The sequence below is a fragment of the uncultured Pseudoteredinibacter sp. genome, assembly GCF_947500695.1.
Lineage (GTDB): Bacteria > Pseudomonadota > Gammaproteobacteria > Pseudomonadales > Cellvibrionaceae > Pseudoteredinibacter.
Genome location: NZ_CANMSS010000001.1, coordinates 414,632 through 429,884 on the forward strand (window position 1 = coordinate 414,632; position 15,253 = coordinate 429,884).

General features: G+C 46.3%; 17 protein-coding genes. 7 read left to right on the plus strand and 10 right to left on the minus strand.

Annotation, left to right across the window (positions count from 1 at the left end):
• Together Q1A08_RS01530 and Q1A08_RS01535 are read left to right on the plus strand one after the other, a co-directional pair.
• The gene (locus Q1A08_RS01530; protein WP_299768707.1) at positions 1 to 141 is read left to right on the plus strand and encodes a hypothetical protein; all 141 of its coding nucleotides are present in this window, start codon (positions 1 to 3) and stop codon (positions 139 to 141) included.
• A 143-nt stretch (positions 142 to 284) separates the two neighbouring features.
• Complete coding sequence (locus Q1A08_RS01535) at positions 285 to 1,313, plus strand: nitronate monooxygenase (RefSeq protein WP_299768709.1); 1,029 nt, start codon at positions 285 to 287, stop codon at positions 1,311 to 1,313.
• 103 nt (positions 1,314 to 1,416) lie between these two features.
• On the opposite strand, the gene Q1A08_RS01540 is transcribed toward Q1A08_RS01535, so the two are convergent.
• The 3 genes from Q1A08_RS01540 to Q1A08_RS01550 all read right to left on the minus strand — a co-directional run bounded on the left by Q1A08_RS01540 (position 1,417) and on the right by Q1A08_RS01550 (position 2,998).
• On the minus strand, positions 1,417 to 1,764 hold the full coding sequence (locus Q1A08_RS01540; RefSeq protein ID WP_299768710.1) for a hypothetical protein: 348 nt from the start codon (positions 1,762 to 1,764) through the stop codon (positions 1,417 to 1,419).
• Positions 1,765 to 1,960: 196 nt separating this feature from the next.
• Positions 1,961 to 2,347, minus strand: coding sequence for a DUF6768 family protein (locus Q1A08_RS01545; protein WP_299768713.1), 387 nt, complete (start codon positions 2,345 to 2,347; stop codon positions 1,961 to 1,963).
• 33 nt (positions 2,348 to 2,380) lie between these two features.
• Positions 2,381 to 2,998, minus strand: a complete 618-nt coding sequence (locus tag Q1A08_RS01550; RefSeq protein WP_299768715.1) for a sigma-70 family RNA polymerase sigma factor — start codon at positions 2,996 to 2,998, stop codon at positions 2,381 to 2,383.
• A gap of 366 nt (positions 2,999 to 3,364) precedes the next feature.
• Between Q1A08_RS01550 and Q1A08_RS01555 the strand changes: the two genes are divergently transcribed.
• From Q1A08_RS01555 to Q1A08_RS01575, 5 genes are all read left to right on the plus strand, one after another.
• Entirely contained in the window at positions 3,365 to 4,960 is a 1,596-nt protein-coding gene (locus Q1A08_RS01555) for an isocitrate lyase (RefSeq protein ID WP_299768717.1), read from the plus strand.
• Between the two features lie 180 nt (positions 4,961 to 5,140).
• A complete protein-coding gene (locus Q1A08_RS01560) occupies positions 5,141 to 5,704 on the plus strand; it encodes a hypothetical protein (RefSeq protein ID WP_299768720.1) in 564 nt (187 codons plus the stop codon).
• A gap of 264 nt (positions 5,705 to 5,968) precedes the next feature.
• Positions 5,969 to 7,024, plus strand: a complete 1,056-nt coding sequence (locus tag Q1A08_RS01565; RefSeq protein ID WP_299768723.1) for a GGDEF domain-containing protein — start codon at positions 5,969 to 5,971, stop codon at positions 7,022 to 7,024.
• Between the two features lie 97 nt (positions 7,025 to 7,121).
• Entirely contained in the window at positions 7,122 to 8,060 is a 939-nt protein-coding gene (locus Q1A08_RS01570) for a LysR family transcriptional regulator (RefSeq protein ID WP_299768725.1), read from the plus strand.
• 26 nt (positions 8,061 to 8,086) lie between these two features.
• The gene (locus Q1A08_RS01575) at positions 8,087 to 9,130 is read left to right on the plus strand and encodes a lipid A deacylase LpxR family protein (RefSeq protein ID WP_299768728.1); all 1,044 of its coding nucleotides are present in this window, start codon (positions 8,087 to 8,089) and stop codon (positions 9,128 to 9,130) included.
• Positions 9,131 to 9,151: 21 nt separating this feature from the next.
• Here Q1A08_RS01575 and Q1A08_RS01580 read toward each other — a convergent pair whose 3' ends face one another.
• Genes Q1A08_RS01580 through Q1A08_RS01610 form a run of 7 tightly spaced genes read right to left on the minus strand, consistent with a single transcriptional unit; the run spans position 9,152 to position 15,253 of the window.
• On the minus strand, positions 9,152 to 10,045 hold the full coding sequence (locus tag Q1A08_RS01580) for a hypothetical protein (protein WP_299768731.1): 894 nt from the start codon (positions 10,043 to 10,045) through the stop codon (positions 9,152 to 9,154).
• Positions 10,046 to 10,048: 3 nt separating this feature from the next.
• The gene (locus Q1A08_RS01585; RefSeq protein WP_299768734.1) at positions 10,049 to 11,011 is read right to left on the minus strand and encodes a type II secretion system protein GspK; all 963 of its coding nucleotides are present in this window, start codon (positions 11,009 to 11,011) and stop codon (positions 10,049 to 10,051) included.
• Between the two features lie 8 nt (positions 11,012 to 11,019).
• A complete protein-coding gene (locus Q1A08_RS01590) occupies positions 11,020 to 11,628 on the minus strand; it encodes a prepilin-type N-terminal cleavage/methylation domain-containing protein (RefSeq protein WP_299768737.1) in 609 nt (202 codons plus the stop codon).
• The gene (locus tag Q1A08_RS01595) at positions 11,625 to 12,068 is read right to left on the minus strand and encodes a prepilin-type N-terminal cleavage/methylation domain-containing protein (RefSeq protein ID WP_299768740.1); all 444 of its coding nucleotides are present in this window, start codon (positions 12,066 to 12,068) and stop codon (positions 11,625 to 11,627) included. Before Q1A08_RS01595 ends, Q1A08_RS01590 begins: the two co-directional genes overlap by 4 nt.
• Positions 12,065 to 12,589, minus strand: coding sequence for a prepilin-type N-terminal cleavage/methylation domain-containing protein (locus Q1A08_RS01600; protein ID WP_299768743.1), 525 nt, complete (start codon positions 12,587 to 12,589; stop codon positions 12,065 to 12,067). Before Q1A08_RS01600 ends, Q1A08_RS01595 begins: the two co-directional genes overlap by 4 nt.
• Before the next feature lies 1 nt (position 12,590).
• A complete protein-coding gene (locus Q1A08_RS01605; protein ID WP_299768745.1) occupies positions 12,591 to 13,787 on the minus strand; it encodes a type II secretion system F family protein in 1,197 nt (398 codons plus the stop codon).
• A gap of 2 nt (positions 13,788 to 13,789) precedes the next feature.
• Entirely contained in the window at positions 13,790 to 15,253 is a 1,464-nt protein-coding gene (locus Q1A08_RS01610; RefSeq protein WP_299768748.1) for an ATPase, T2SS/T4P/T4SS family, read from the minus strand.

Below are 15,253 nucleotides of genomic sequence, written 5' to 3' on the forward strand. Positions count from 1 at the left end.
ATGAAAGCTATGCTCAGCGTTGGTGTGGTGTTCATTAAAAACTCTCATTTTAACTATATTCGATTTAAGGGCTTGATAGAGTGTGCTGAGCGCCTGACCGTGTTCAGCGGTGGCTTGCTGAATAATGTTTTTCTAGGTTAACAGCTCTAATACGATATCATACAGCTAATTAAGCTGCGTAGGGCATGGTTAAAGTTTATTGATGCACTTCAGTGCTATTTCTGAGCTTTGACGGAATAGCTGCCCCCACCGCCCAAAAAAACATAGCAATTGGAACTACATTTATGAATTTTTGCGAAGTGCTAGGGATCGACAAGCCTCTTATTCAAGCACCAATGGCAGGCGTGCAAGATTGGCGGTTGGCGGCAGAGGTTTCTAATGCTGGAGGGCTTGGGTCAATACCTTGTGGCATGTTAAGTGCGGAGCAGCTCGTGGAGCAACTGCACAGTTTTAAAAAACACAGTCCTCATAGCTACAATGTCAACTTCTTTTGTCATGATATGCCTAAGCTCGATGCGCTGCGTCTGAAGAGCTGGCAAGACAGTTTATTCGCTTATTACGAAGAGTTTACGGTGGAGGCCCCCAGTGGGGTTTCTGGTCTACGAGTGCCTTTTGATAATAGCTTTACTGATATATTGGAGGAATTTAAGCCTCCTGTTATTAGCTTTCATTTTGGTCTGCCGACGCCAGAATTACTCGATCGCGTTAAGTCTTGGGGTAGCAAGGTGCTGTCTTCAGCGACGACGGTGGAGGAGGGCTGTTGGTTGGCGGAAAATGGCGCAGATTTTGTTATCGCTCAAGGCTTGGAGGCCGGTGGCCACCGGGGGATGTTTTTAAGGACTGATTTAGAGCTGCAGCTGGGGACGGCAGATTTAGTGTCTCAGCTTCGGGAGAATATCTCTTCGCCTATTGTGGCGGCTGGTGGAATAAGCAATCACTCAGATATCGTCTCGATGATGGAGCTGGGTGCTTCAGCGGCTCAGTTGGGTACGGCTTATTTGTTGTGCAATGAGGCGAGTACCACTGCTGTACACCGTGCTGCAATAAAACAAGCTACAGCGAAAACAGCATTGACCAATGTGTTCTCTGGGCGTTTAGCAAGAGGAATCACTAATCGAGCTATGGCAGAGCTTAATTTTATCAGCACTCTAGCGCCGGAGTTTCCCTATGCTTCAATTGCACTGGCGCCATTGAGAGCCGCTGCTGAACAACGTGGGCAAGATGACTTTACCCCACTATGGGCCGGTAGTAATTATGCGGCTTGTACGGAAATCTCAGCAGGGGAGTTAACCCAGCAACTCTGGCCAAAATGATTAGCTATTAAGATACTGCTGAGCTGTAATAAGCCCGCCAAGCTCCTGTTTAGGGAGTTAACTTCGGGCTTATTAGCTTGTTGCGGCTCGCTATATAAACTGCTTATTGTCTTAAGCAGATATCTTCTGCCTTATACAACTTTTTGATGGCTCCGCTAAGAGTTTTTCTATCTTCAGAAAAACGGTACAGCTTGGGCACAGGGAATAATCTAATGCGGGCCCCGCCATGCTCTTCATAGCTCGCTAAGGCATTACCGACAGCTTCAGTATAGGCATCCAGCTCATCGCCATCTAGGGTATCAACGATAGTTTCCCCTAAGCAGCTACAAAACTTTTCGTCGCTACTAAATGAAGCCATACAGGCATCGTTGATTAGATTTTCATCGCTTGAGCTACAAGCGCTAAGCAAGCTAAAGCCTGCGATAAGAAACAGTGTTTTACTTCTGGGCACAGCAAAGCTCCTCTTAAACTGCTTTTTGAGTAAAAGAGTGTAGTACAGGCTGAGCAATAGCTATTTATTTTTTAAACTTATTATTGCAAATAAAATCATGGGATGACTCTGTTGTTCGTTTGAAAAGGTTAGCAGCTTCGCTAAGTGTTAAAGAATGAATCTCCTTCAAAGGCTTGGGCGCCGCTGCTTTATATTGTTATGAATTCAGCTTTTCTAAGAGCGTTTGAATACGCTGTTCTTGTCGAATCTCCATTCGCTTTATTTCGCGCAGAACGGCTTGCCGCCCACTTTCATTGAGCAGCCACAGTTTCAGAGGCGCCAAAACAATCATGGCCGCTAGACTGAGCACTCCCCAAAATATCATGCTTTGGGTCTCTTGGGCCTGAAAAAACTGGTAAGCACAAAAGCACAGAGCCCCGCCAATCAGGAAGGCAAAAAAGAAGCTGTATACAATCCAAAAGCTCATGCTGCTGTGATAGCTATCTTGTATACGGCCAAACAAGCCTTTATCGGCTTGCAATAACTGATCAAGCTGCTCGCTTTCTTGTTTAAGTTGTTCTTTGATTTGTTTATCAATATCCATAGCTGGATCCTTGTATCTATTCTGTTAAAAGGCTTAGTTGTTATTTGGCTTTACGTTTGTGGATGCTTTATTAAGTGCATCGCGCAGATGCTGCCGGCCTCGGCTTAGCTGTGACTTTATCGTGCCCTGACTGACGCCTAGTGTTAGGGCAATTTCTCTGGTACTGAATTCTTCTTGATAAAAGAGGTAGATGCATTGACGCTCTTGTTGGGGGAGATTCCTAATCGCGCTCCACAGGGGCAAGCTAGTTGATTCGGTAAGACTGCCTTCTTGCTCAAGGCTTGGCTCATAGGCTTCCTCGCTACATCTATAAATCTCATTTTCTTGTTCTAGCCTTTCTAATCTGCGCCGAAAGGCGTCTTTGTTTCGCGCCAGGTCTACAATGCGGTGCCTGAGGCTGCTAAATAGCCAAGCTCTAAATGCCGCAGGATCTTTTAGCTGGGTTAGTTTTCGGCAGCAGTTAAGCCAGCACTCTTGGCAAGCATCTCGCGCCAGCTCGGCGTCGCTGCTTTGGAGTAGGGCGTAGCGCTCTAGAGCTTTGGCGAAACAGTAATACAGCTTTTGCAGTGACTCGCTGTCGCCTGTTTGGGCTTGCAGCACCAGAAGCTCTATCTCGGCTGAGCTATATTGTGTATTCGGATTTGTCGTCACTTATTGATCCAGCGTAAGCCTTGATTAGGCGGTTTTTGCGATATTTGCTTTGTAGACGCGTTCTATTGCTTATTGGTTGGCAGTAAATGTGTTTTTTACGAGCTATCACAATAGATCTCTGCATAGGCCTAGCGCTGCGTCACTAGCTTTGGACTTAAGGGCATCGTTATAGATAAGATCGAAGTGCCTCCATACATTTGGTGAATATCAAATATTGGTAGTATCGATTTCAATTATGTAAGTCCCCGCAATAGACTAAGCCCATAGTCGAGATGAGGGTTATACCGTCTTCGGTAGCACACTCATCGGCCCGCTTGGGCGCTATAGCAAATTTATAGCAATCTTACTCTGATATGAGGAACGATCATGTCCGCTTACCAAAATGACATTCAGGCAGCCGGCGCTACCATCGACAAGATGGGCGATTCTTGGAGTGCCATCAACCCAGAATCTGTTGCTCGCATGCGCGCTCAGAACAAATTCAAAACTGGCTTGGACATCGCTAAGTATACCGCTGGTATCATGCGTCGTGACATGGCTGAGTTCGATAAAGACAAGACCAAGTACACTCAGTCTTTGGGCTGCTGGCACGGTTTTGTAGGTCAGCAGAAGCTGATCTCTATCAAGAAGCACTTCGGTTCAACTGAGCGTCGCTACTTGTACCTATCAGGTTGGATGGTTGCGGCTCTACGCTCTGACTTCGGTCCTCTTCCTGACCAGTCTATGCATGAGAAGACTGCTGTAGCTGGCCTTGTAGAAGAGCTATACACCTTCTTGCGTCAAGCTGATGCTCGTGAGCTAGGTGGTTTGTTCCGCGCTTTGGACGCCGCTCGTGAAGCGGGTGATACGGCTAAAGCTGCAGAGATCCAAGATCAAATCGACAACCACGAAACTCACGTTGTGCCAATCGTTGCTGATATCGATGCTGGCTTTGGTAATGCTGAAGCGACTTACTTGATGGCTAAGCAAATGATCGAAGCGGGCGCTTGCTGCTTGCAGATCGAAAACCAGGTTGCTGATGAGAAGCAGTGTGGTCACCAGGACGGTAAAGTAACCGTACCTCACGCTGATTTCCACAATAAGCTACGTGCGCTACGTTACGCATTCATGGAGCTAGGTGTTGATGACGGCCTAATCGTTGCTCGTACTGACTCTGAAGGTGCTGGTCTAACTAAAGAAATCGCTGTGGTTAAAGAGCAAGGCGATCAAGGTGATGTATACAACTCTTACCTAGACGTTGAAGAAATCGACGTAGCTGACATGGCTGAAGGCGATGTTGTATTCAACCGTGGCGGCAAGTTGGTACGTCCTAAGCGTCTACCTTCTGGTTTGTATCAGTTCCGTCAGGGTACTGGCCATGAGCGTTGCGTATTTGACTGTATCGAAGCGATTAATGCCGGTGCTGACCTGTTGTGGATCGAGACTGCGGTTCCAACTGTGCACGAAATTAAGGGCATGATGGACGAAGTACGTAAAGTGCACCCTGATGCGAAGTTGGTTTACAACAACTCTCCTTCGTTCAACTGGACTTTGAACTTCCGTCAGCAAACTTACGATGCATGGGCGGCTGAAGGTAAAGACGTTTCGGCTTACGATCGCGACAACCTAATGTCTGCTGATTACGATGGTTCTGAGTTGTCCGCTGCGGCTGATGCTCGTGTTAAGACTTTCCAGGCGGATACAGCTCGTGAAGCGAACGTATTCCACCACTTGATTACTCTTCCGACTTACCACACTACCGCCTTGTCAGTAGACAACTTGGCGAAAGAGTACTTCGGTGAGCAGGGCATGTTGGGTTATGTTGAAGGCGTTCAGCGTAAAGAGATCCGTCAAGGCATCGCTTGCGTTAAGCACCAGAACATGGCTGGTTCTGACTTGGGCGACGACCACAAAGAGTACTATGCTGGTGAGAACGCTCTGAAAGCTGGTGGTGCGAAAAACACCTCCAACCAGTTCGGCTAAATCGAGCTAGTTGCTAGGGGCTTAGCAATAGGCTCCACAGCGAAAAAGCGGCCCCTGTTATAGGTGCCGCTTTTTTTATGCCTCGAGTCGGGGCCGGACTCAATCGGGTCTGACCCCTGATAAGTAAAATAGGTTAAACTCCCAGCGTTTTAAGCCATAGATGATTAAGTGATTGTGAGCATGACAGATATTCCAGCCCAATTTAAAGATTCTCCCGAGTTATTGAGCGAGGCGGGCTTCGCTAATAGCAACATTTGGTATCACGGTACCTCTTCGGCGCTACTGGGCTCTATTCAGGCCTATGGCCTCAAGCGTTCCGGCGATAAAGCCATGAAACAAGCAGCAAAGCAGACCATGGCGACTATTGGCAATAGCTATACTGAAACCATTGAACCGGTGTTTTTAACCCAGAGTAAAGAGCTGGCCTATTATTGGGCCGCTCAAGCTGTACGTGATCGTGGTGTCAGGGTGGAGGGTGATGAGCAGCCTGCCATTCTTGAGTTGCAGCTACCTGAAGAGCTAAACAAGCTGGTGAAACCCGATGTCGGCGCTATGAGTTTACTACTGATCCAGGAGGGGGAAGCATATCTGGCGCATGTGGCGGGTATTTATCAGGCTAAAGGCTTGCCGGTTCCGGATATAGACCTTCGCAGCGCTGATCGAATGGAGTATCTCAATAAACTCGGCATGGCTTATATTGATAAAGATATCAGCTTAGAGCACATTCAATTTTTAAGCGCTTAGTTCGATTGAAAGCAAGGAAGCTTTAATCACGTCTGCATAGAGCGCGTTTGAAAAACGACCGTTTGGCGCTTAAAGCAAGGTGCATAGCATCGCTTGGAGTATACTGGTGGAGCTGTTGTACAAATGATCGCCACCTTATGTGATCACCACAATAAATAATGTAGCTGTGCAAGGATGCCACAAGCGAACTATGCGATATCTATTGATTTATACTACGAACGCTTTTTATGTGTCTCTTACTCCTCGATGTGAGGGGCTGGCATAGTGCTGTTTCAAGATAATTCCCCACATCGCCGCTCCGTGATGCGTGCCCTTAGCCTTTTTACGGCTTGGGGTGGTTTAATATTTTGTGTCTTAAATATAATGCGAGGGTTGCATGGCTTGGCCGCTATTGAATTTCTAGCGGCTATGGCGGCTGTCTTCTCTTATTATCGAATGGCCACAACACAGCGGTTACTGGCTTGGAGTGTGGGATTTATCCTGTGTTTCTACACCATAATGATGATTGCTTTGCTGGTGCCCAATACCAGTCCGACAATTTTTGTTTGGGTGTTTTTACTGCCTTTAATTTCTTATCTTACCTTGGGTAGTCACCTAGGCCTCAGGTTTACCGCGGTTTACGTCTTTTTCGCAGCTGTGGCATTTTATATTCGTGTAGAGATGGAGATAGGTATCCTAACCTTAAGCAGTGCGTTTAATGTGGTACTGTGCGGCTCACTTATTTGGGTGTTTTCTCATCTTTATGAGGTGAATAGAGAGCGCTCACAGCAGGCGCTTATGAAGATGGCTTCACAGGACTCATTGACGGGCTTGAATAATCGACTACGTCTTACTGAGATATTTCAGCGTGAGGTTCAGGTTGCTAAACGTAATGATATAGCGCTGAGCCTGTTGTTGATCGATGTTGACCACTTTAAAGAGGTCAATGATCGTTACGGGCATATACTCGGAGACCGAGTTTTACAAGGTTTGGCTGATTTAATTCGAAGCCATAGTCGCCAAACGGATTATGGATTTAGAGTTGGCGGGGAAGAGTTTTGCTTAATTCTCTCTGGAGCTGACCTTAATTCTGCATCTAATGTGGCCGAAACACTGCGCCAGTCTATTGACTCAGAGAGCTTTGAGCAGGACGGAGAAAGTGTTTATGTAACCGTTAGCATTGGGGTGGCAGAGTACGGCAATGACGGCAGGGATCTTGATAGTCTTTATCGCGTTGCAGATAAGCGCCTCTATGGAGCAAAAACCTCAGGGCGCAACCGGGTGGTGAAAGAAGGCTTTAATCATGCGGTAGATATCCGCTCCGTATCTGCTTCAATCTAGTCCAGCTCTGTTATCTGTGCTATCTGTATTTAAAATGCAGATGGACAAAGCTATATCTTTGATGAATAATAGCGACCACTGAAATAAAGTGTCGCCTATGAATATCTCCCGTATCGATCTCAATCTTCTTGTCTATCTCGACGTGCTTCTTAGAGAGCGCAATGTTACTAAAGCGGCTAGCCATTTGGGTATTAGTCAGCCAGCCATGAGTAATGGTTTAAAGCGCCTAAGAGAATTGTTTAATGACCCATTACTGGTAAGAACCAGCGAAGGGATGACCCCCACTGAGAGAGCAACAGAATTGGAGCCCCAGGTAAGGGCGGTACTGGCTGATATCGAAAAGGCAGTGCAACCTCGGGAAGACTTCGATGCTAAGGGCAGTGAGCGAGTATTTCGCATCATGGCCAGCGATTATGCAGAATCGACTTTATTCCCGAAGCTATTAAAGCGCTTACGTAATGATGCGCCAGGTGTAACGCTGGATATTATGACGCCCAGTGACGTGAGTTTTCTCGATGTAGAGCAAGGCAAGGTTGATATGGTGATCAACCGTTTTGACTCTATGCCACAGTCCTTTCACCAGTTGACGGTTTGGCGTGATAGCTTTTCTTGCCTAATGAGTAAGAAGAATCCCGCTAGGCACGATTTTGATCTCGAAAAATATCTGCAATCCAAGCATGTTTGGGTCAGTAAAACCGGCATGGGCGTGGGCGTAGGCGTTAACCCGAGTGACGTACAGCGCCTGGGTTGGGTTGATGAAGCTTTGGCAAAAGCCGGCCATAAGCGTGAGATTACCGTTTTTACCCGCCACTATCAGGCCGCAATGCTGCTAGCGGAACAAAAAGATCTGGTGGTGACCATTCCTACCCGGGCGGCTCAGCTGCAAAGCAAAAATAGTCGCGTGGTGATTAAAGATCCGCCATTTGAGATACCTCCGCTCGAGCTGAAAATGGCCTGGAGTCCCTTATTGCAAAATAATCCGGCGCATCAATGGCTTCGTCGCTTAATAGCTGAAGTCGCAAAAACGATTGACTAAGGCCTAAGGCCGTTCAAAGGAAAGAAATGAACAAGATATACGGAGCCTTGTGCGTACTGGCTGCGAGCGTTAACCCTATGGCTGCTTTAGCAGAAGATCGCTGGACGGCCAATTTATACTTTGAAAACGATCTGTTTACCGGCACGGATTTGAATTACACCAATGGTGTGCGAATGTCTTTTATCTCGCCGGATGTCGACAGCTTCTTGACCAGTCGTGAAGAAGCTTACCCTTGGGTGAATACACTCAATGAGTGGCTTAAGTTCATTCACCCAAGTCCTCCTAAAAAGGGTGAGCAGCATGCGCAGCGCAATATGATTTTGAGTGCCGGCCAGCTTATGTTTACCCCTACAGATCGTAACCGTCTAACAGTTGACCCAGATGATCGCCCCTATGCGGGTTGGTTATACGGCGGCATTGGTTATCAAGCTCGAGTTGGTGATCGTCTGCATTCTGTTGAGTTAAATTTAGGGGTGGTAGGGCCTCTGGCCAAGGCGAAAGAAGCTCAAGACTTTATTCATGCGGAGCGTGATATCGATTTATTTTTAGGCTGGGATAATCAGCTTGAAAACGAGCCGGGCTTTCAGTTGGTTTTTGAGCGCAAACGCCGATTCCAAATTACCGATGAGCCTATTCTTGGCTTTATCGATATGGACTTTATTAACCACTGGGGGGGTAGCATTGGCAATGTGAGCTCCTATCTAAATGCGGGCGGTGAATTCCGTATGGGCTATCGTTTACCCAATGATTTCGGTGTGTCCACTTTGCGCCCTGGGGGTGATAACAGTGCGCCTGGCCTGGGTAATCCACTCGATCGCGATTGGCATATTTATGGTTTTGTGGCGACGGATGTTCGACTAGTCGCTAACAATATCTTTTTGGATGGTAACACCTTTCGCGATAGTCACTCGGTTGATAAAGAATACCTAGTGGGTGATGCAGCTATTGGAGCAGCGATAATCTATGAGCGTTGGAAGCTGTCTTACTCCCATGTTTTTCGCAGCAAAGAATTTAAGCAACAGAATGAAGGGCAGGCTTATGGCTCGATCTCATTGAGTTATAGTTTTTAAGATTTTCACTATAAGGTAAAGTCAAAACAACTGGCTTCCCCAGAACAAGGCACAGATAACGCTTAAGCTAATGCCTGCCAGCATTAGCGGCTTGGCGGGGCGTTGTAAGCGATAGCTGTTTGCCAGTGCCGGAAAATGGCTATTGAGCAGGTTGCTATTGGGTTTTGGCTTGACGTCGAATGAGTGCTGAAAGCAAAGCAGTTGTTCTAAATCAGCAGCCTCGCAGGGGCTGCAGAGCTCAATATCAATGGCGTTTTTACTCATTTCTTGCCGCTCCAACTCTGAAAAATTCTTACTGAACTCTTCCAGGCAGCCATAGATTTTGAGCTTGTCGGTCTGAGCTTTTGAAAGGCGACTCCACCAGGCCTGAGCCCAGCTCTGATGCACGCTGTAGGCTTGTCGCTGGAATGCGGATTTTGCCAAGCCTTGTTGATTAATGATCAGGCGAGAACCGAGGCATAAGGCTGTGGCAAAGTCTGCTTCTTGCGGCAAAAGTTGGTAATCAAAATAAACATCTACCAACGCCAGGCCGTCGAGGCTTTGATAGAGTTTGTCGAAGAACTCACGGTCGATGGCTTCAATACTGTGGGTGTTTCTATTCGAATGGCAATGGCTTAAGAGCTCCTCGGTTTTTACGCTGCTAAACTCCTGAAGGGCAAACTCGGCTGCAGCGCGAGCATTTCGTTTAGAGCAGCTGAGGTCGGCGCTCAAGCAAATGCTGTGTTCGCTAGCAATAATAACGTGACAGGGAAGGCTAGAGAACTCACTCGGTAGTAGGGCCTGTAAAGGCTGGCTGCTGTGTCTATTAATGCTGGAGTGGGCCATATTTAGGCAGCCGCTCGAGCTTACCTGACCGTCCTCATAGACCAGCCATTCCACCGAGGGTTTTATGTATATATATAAATGCGCAGCCATGCATTACATCCTATAACTAAATAGCTTTTTAAGCACCTGGTTTTGTTGTTGTATAAACCACCACTGCGCCTGCTTGTGGTGGCTACGTGCCACGGTAATGCGAAGCCAGTAAAACTCATCGCGTAGTTGCAGTTGTAGTTTCACCTGGCTTGGAAGTTCGATGGATTGCAGTTCGCCCATATTCCAAAACTGGTGGTTACTACTTAAAGGTTTTTTGCTAATTCTATCAATAAGTCGAGCGCTTCTCTCACGGTCCAGCTGATTGAGCAGCAGCGCGCGTAGTAATGGTATATCTTCTTTGCTGAAATTATTAGTGTTCCAGCGGCTATCATTATGTGGTCGAAAACAAATAAAGTCGTTTAGGCGCAGCCAATCTTCGTTTTTCCATCCTACGGCTAGTAGCCGCTCGGCTAAGCTATCTTTGCTCGCGATAGGGTCTAGGCTAGAGCTTCTTAAAATTTCACTGGAATATTCATGGATGAGCGCGATGTCATTGTTAGGGTTGGGCGCTTGGATATTTTCCAGTAAGAATTTGAGTTGTAGAAGTGCAGGGCTTGTTTGGAGATGTTGCAAATCAAAGTCGATGATACTGTTTAGGTTAATACAGGGCGTTGCTGGTGAAAGTTTTGCTTTAACGGTGCTTTCATTTATGGCTAAGCTATAGTTTTCAAACCAAGGCTGCCTAGGGTGACTGCTGTTATGGCTGCTAATACTTTGGGCATAGTAGTCAAACGCGTACTGTTCAATTGCCCCAAGATCAGTACTGATAGCTTGCTGTTGTTTCTGCATTGTAAGCCGACGCTGTAGGTGGTAACTATTTTCGGCGCTGTTGACCACCAGTATGCTGATAACAGCGAGCAATAAAAGGACCAGTAGCAAAGCTGCGCCAGACTGTCGCCCTCTATCGCCTTTGCCACTATTTAAGGGCTTGTTAGCGATGGGATTGATGCTTTTAACTTTACTCATATTCGTGCTCACTGGCGGAGTAAAGTCTGTTGATAGGCGGCTTGTTCTGGGTATTGCCAGTCGATAGCAATTGCCTTAATGGTGTTTTCTGTTTGAATGGTATCCGTTGTTTGAGCAGTGCCCTCTGCTTGAATAGTGTTTTCTGATAAGGAATTAACAGCTGTGCCGGGTGAGTCGCTGTGCCAGGACCCAGCTCTAAAAAAAGAGAAGCTGGCCAGCTCTCTATCTTCAGAGAGCTGAAATTCTCCCCAGTTACCTAAAGAGTCGAGTTGATCTCGAAAAAGCCCGTGCTCATTAGCGCGATAGCGCAAGTATCGAACACGATTTTCTTTGCTCTCTGACAGGGTGTGCTTTAGCTCTAGAACAAAACAATTTTCTGGGCTTCTACAATCTTGGCTTGGCCAAACAATATTTTTGCTATTTAGTAGATCACGGCTTATAAGCTGTTCGAGCGAAAAACGTTCCTGCAATAGCCGGCTCTTCTCCGTTATTTTGTCGTTCAGTAGGGATGCGCGCTGCAAAGCTTGGCTCGCAGCTACCGAAATTAGGGAAAAAATCGCTAAGCTAATCAAAGTTTCTATCAGGCTAATGCCTTTTTGAGGGTGCATCAGTTTCATGGCTTGTCGCTACCGTATTTGTGGTGGCGGTAGCCAATTTGTTGATAGGCATTGTCAGCCAGCTGAGTATCAGCGGAAAATTTTTGGTGAACCGTTTGAGTTGCTAAAAGTGTATTGTCTAAATAGATTTCAAGTGTCAGGGAGTTCCAGTTTAGAAGTTGGCCGGTTTTAGGGGAATAGTTGACGGTCCATGTTTTCCCTGCATATTGATACTTGGCCTGCTCAGGCCCTATGGGCCAACGTCTATATTGCAGTTGTAGCTCAGAAGCAAGGTTATTACTCAAATGCCCGGCAAGGTGTTTGTGTTCAATTTTATACTGCCTTTCAAGTTGAAACTGTAAACTACCTAAAGCCAATACTACCGTGCTGGCGAAAATAGCCAGGGCGACCAGGACTTCAATCATCGATAAACCATGCTGCTTGTACCGGTGAGTCTTCATGGCAGTTCTTCTATTTGGCCGTGGCTATGTATCAGAAGGCCGGGGTTGTTGTTCTCTACCTCTGGTATAGAAGCAGCCCTTTCTCTAAGCTGGTAGCTATCTAAGGCTAGCCCGCCAGTAAAAAACATTTGAAACTTTGCGCCGTTACCGTGCGAGCTTGGCTCGCTAGAGCAGGGCTTGCAATCATCTAGGGGGCTAAGATATAGGCAGATGTCCTTATTGATTTTTAGTTGGCTATCAGTGTCTACCCATCGCCCGTTGGTATTCGATCGTTCTGGGGAGGTAGCGACCACAGCATACTGATATTTTTGCACGCGAAGATGCGCACCAGAGCAGCTTATACGCAGTTGGTCTTGTAAATAAAAAGACTGTTGGATGCTGTGCTCAATAAAACGGCTGATACTTTGCCAGTCATTGCCGTGCTGTTTGTTGCCAAAATTTAGAATAACCAGACTGCTGGCTAGCGCTAGAATGGCGAGGGTAATTAATACTTCCAGCAGGCTTAGTCCTTGGTTTCGCATTTCAGCCTACTAGTGTGTTCATTTGCATGAGTGGTAATAAAATAGCTAAAACAATTAGAAATACTATACCGCCGACAATGGTAATTAAGGCTGGCTCTAATACAGCTAGAGCAATTTCGATGCTATTGTTAAGATCCTGTTTTTCTTCCCTGGCCGCTTTCTCTAACATTTGAGCTAATCGTCCGCTCTGCTCGCCATTACTGATTAGTAAAAGACTGTTAGGGCTCAACAGTTGACTACTTTGTAAAAACTCACTTAGACGTTGTCCGGATTTTAGCTGTTGTTCGGCGGCTGATAGCGCTTCTTTGTAATCAGGACTTTTAATAAGTCTCGCAGACGACGTAGCTGCATCTGCAATGGGGATTCCGGCTTTATACAGTACGGCAATCGTAGATAGGTAGCGGCTGGCGTCATTTTGACGAAGCAGCTCCCGAGTTATGGGTAACTGGGCTGCGATTGATAAACGCCATTGTTGCTGTTTTAAGAAAACTCTTTTTAATCCAAACACAGCTATAAAGGCTAATATTAAGGCTGGGCCATAATCTTGACTCAGCTCGCTAAGTTTTATCATTATTTGAGTCAACATTGGCAAATCGGCTTTGCCTTCGAGCTGTTGAACCAGTTTTGGGACTACGGTACTTAACAATAAACCCACGATAGCTACAGCAACAATGCAAAGAATGATGGGGTAAAGGCTAGCCATGCGTATTTTATGGCTTTGTGAGATTTGCTCTTCTAAATGATTGCCTAGGGCCTCTAAAATTTGAGTCATTTTGCCGGACCTTTCTCCAGCTTTTATTTGAGCGATATAAAGCTCACCAAAACCTGCTTTGCTATCGTGCAATGCGGCGCTCAAGCTTTGCCCCTCTGTTAGTGACTGATTAATGCTGTGGCAGCTATCTTCAAGGCTGTTGATGTCATTGTGACTAATGATTCCCTGGATAGCCTGTTTAACAGGTATATTGGCCTCATAGAAGCTGTGCAGTTGGCGAGTAAACAGTAATAGTTCTTTGGGTTTTAATTTACGCTTTATACTAAGCAAGCTAAAGCTGCGCTTTGCCCCTTGCTCTTGCAGGCTTACTAGAGTCAGTGCTCTAGCTCTTAATTCTTGTGTGGCGATATCCTTATTTTCAGCGCTTATCGCTCCGTTGCTGAGTTTTCCTTTGCTGTCTATGGCTCGATAAATGTAATGGCGCATGTTTAGTAATCTTGATTTACATTATAAACACGTAGGATTTCGTCGTAGCTGCTTTCTCCCTCAAGCAGCTTGTCGATACAGTGGCTGTGTAAGGTCCGACCTTGTACCTTTTTAAAGTTAACATCTAATTTTGAATCGTGTTTTTCAGGGCTCAATTTTTGCAGCTGTTGTTGGGCATTCTTATCTATGGCTATCATTTCAAATACGGCAATACGCCCACTGTAGCCACTTTGCTCACATTCAGTACAGCCGCTGGCTTTATAAATAGTTTGGCCGACCAGGCTAGGGTGGCCAAGATGTTGGGCTTGTTGGGGCGATATTTCACTGGCAATGCGGCACTGCATGCAGAGCTTTCGCAGCAGACGCTGAGCTATGATAGCTTTTAGTGCGCTGGCGAGGAGGAAGGACTCTTGTCCTAAATCCAATAGCCGTGTGATCGCTTCGTCGGCATTATTGGTATGTAAGGTGCTTAAAACTAGGTGGCCTGTCAAGCTGGCTTGGGTGGCAATGCTGGCCGTTTCACTATCTCTAATTTCGCCGACCATTAGCACGTCTGGGTCTTGCCTTAAAATGGCACGTAGTGCCTTAGCAAAACCCATGTCAATTGCTGAGTTAACGGGTACTTGTCCGATTCCCGCTAACTCATACTCAATGGGGTCTTCGACAGTCAGAATGTTTTTTTCGCTGCTATGAATATCTTGGAGGGCGGCATATAGACTGCTGGTTTTGCCAGCCCCAGTGGGGCCGCAAACGAGAACTAAGCCATGGTTTTGCCGAATAGCCTTTTTAAACTCTTGTAACAAGGGATCCGGCAATCCAAGTTGATCAATTGCAATTTGCTGTTGGCTCTTGTCCAGTATCCTAAGGACTAAGCGCTCTCCATGATTTGCCGGTATGGTAGAGATTCGAAGATCTATGGGCTTGCCGGCAAGATTAACTGTCATGCGCCCATCTTGAGGTAAGCGTTGTTCAGCAATGTCGAGTTCGGCTAATACTTTGATTCTTGAGCAAAGGCGTGGGGCAATTTCCCCTTGCAAGTTTTGGATTTCTTGTAGAACCCCGTCAATTCTAAAACGAATGGCAAGTTGACCTTTGAATGGCTCGATATGAATGTCGGAAGCTTGTCGGCGAATAGCTTGACTAAGTATACGGTTAAACAGCTTAATAATGGGGGCATCGTCACCTTCGGCCAGTAACTCAATATCCTTGGCTTGCCATAGGGAGTCTTCACTCAAAGGTTCTTCGTCAAAAGTCTCGCTCTGAGATTGATAGAAGTGCTGCAGCTTTTCTTGAAACTCTCCCACCTCAAGTTGCTGAACTTCAATGCCAGCAGGTAAGCGTCTTTGTACCTCAAGTAGGCTGTCTAGACTGGTGTTTTCAGTTACAAAAATAAGGCTTATTTGTGAATCGCTATGACTCACAAATATTGAGTTTTGATTGGCAAATTCAAAATTCAGCTTTTCCAT

Excerpts from the sequence above, each read along its gene's own strand:
- Q1A08_RS01575 (WP_299768728.1), top strand. The coding sequence starts at position 8,087 with ATGAACAAGATATACGGAGCCTTGTGCGTACTGGCTGCGAGCGTTAAC.
- Q1A08_RS01590 (WP_299768737.1), bottom strand. The coding sequence starts at position 11,628 with ATGAAACTGATGCACCCTCAAAAAGGCATTAGCCTGATAGAAACTTTG.
- Q1A08_RS01605 (WP_299768745.1), bottom strand. The coding sequence starts at position 13,787 with ATGCGCCATTACATTTATCGAGCCATAGACAGCAAAGGAAAACTCAGC.
- Q1A08_RS01535 (WP_299768709.1), top strand. The coding sequence starts at position 285 with ATGAATTTTTGCGAAGTGCTAGGGATCGACAAGCCTCTTATTCAAGCA.
- Q1A08_RS01530 (WP_299768707.1), top strand. The coding sequence starts at position 1 with ATGAAAGCTATGCTCAGCGTTGGTGTGGTGTTCATTAAAAACTCTCAT.
- Q1A08_RS01610 (WP_299768748.1), bottom strand. The coding sequence starts at position 15,253 with ATGGAAAAGCTGAATTTTGAATTTGCCAATCAAAACTCAATATTTGTG.
- Q1A08_RS01600 (WP_299768743.1), bottom strand. The coding sequence starts at position 12,589 with ATGCGAAACCAAGGACTAAGCCTGCTGGAAGTATTAATTACCCTCGCC.
- Q1A08_RS01570 (WP_299768725.1), top strand. The coding sequence starts at position 7,122 with ATGAATATCTCCCGTATCGATCTCAATCTTCTTGTCTATCTCGACGTG.
- Q1A08_RS01545 (WP_299768713.1), bottom strand. The coding sequence starts at position 2,347 with ATGGATATTGATAAACAAATCAAAGAACAACTTAAACAAGAAAGCGAG.
- Q1A08_RS01560 (WP_299768720.1), top strand. The coding sequence starts at position 5,141 with ATGACAGATATTCCAGCCCAATTTAAAGATTCTCCCGAGTTATTGAGC.
- Q1A08_RS01555 (WP_299768717.1), top strand. The coding sequence starts at position 3,365 with ATGTCCGCTTACCAAAATGACATTCAGGCAGCCGGCGCTACCATCGAC.
- Q1A08_RS01585 (WP_299768734.1), bottom strand. The coding sequence starts at position 11,011 with ATGAGTAAAGTTAAAAGCATCAATCCCATCGCTAACAAGCCCTTAAAT.
- Q1A08_RS01595 (WP_299768740.1), bottom strand. The coding sequence starts at position 12,068 with ATGAAGACTCACCGGTACAAGCAGCATGGTTTATCGATGATTGAAGTC.
- Q1A08_RS01580 (WP_299768731.1), bottom strand. The coding sequence starts at position 10,045 with ATGGCTGCGCATTTATATATATACATAAAACCCTCGGTGGAATGGCTG.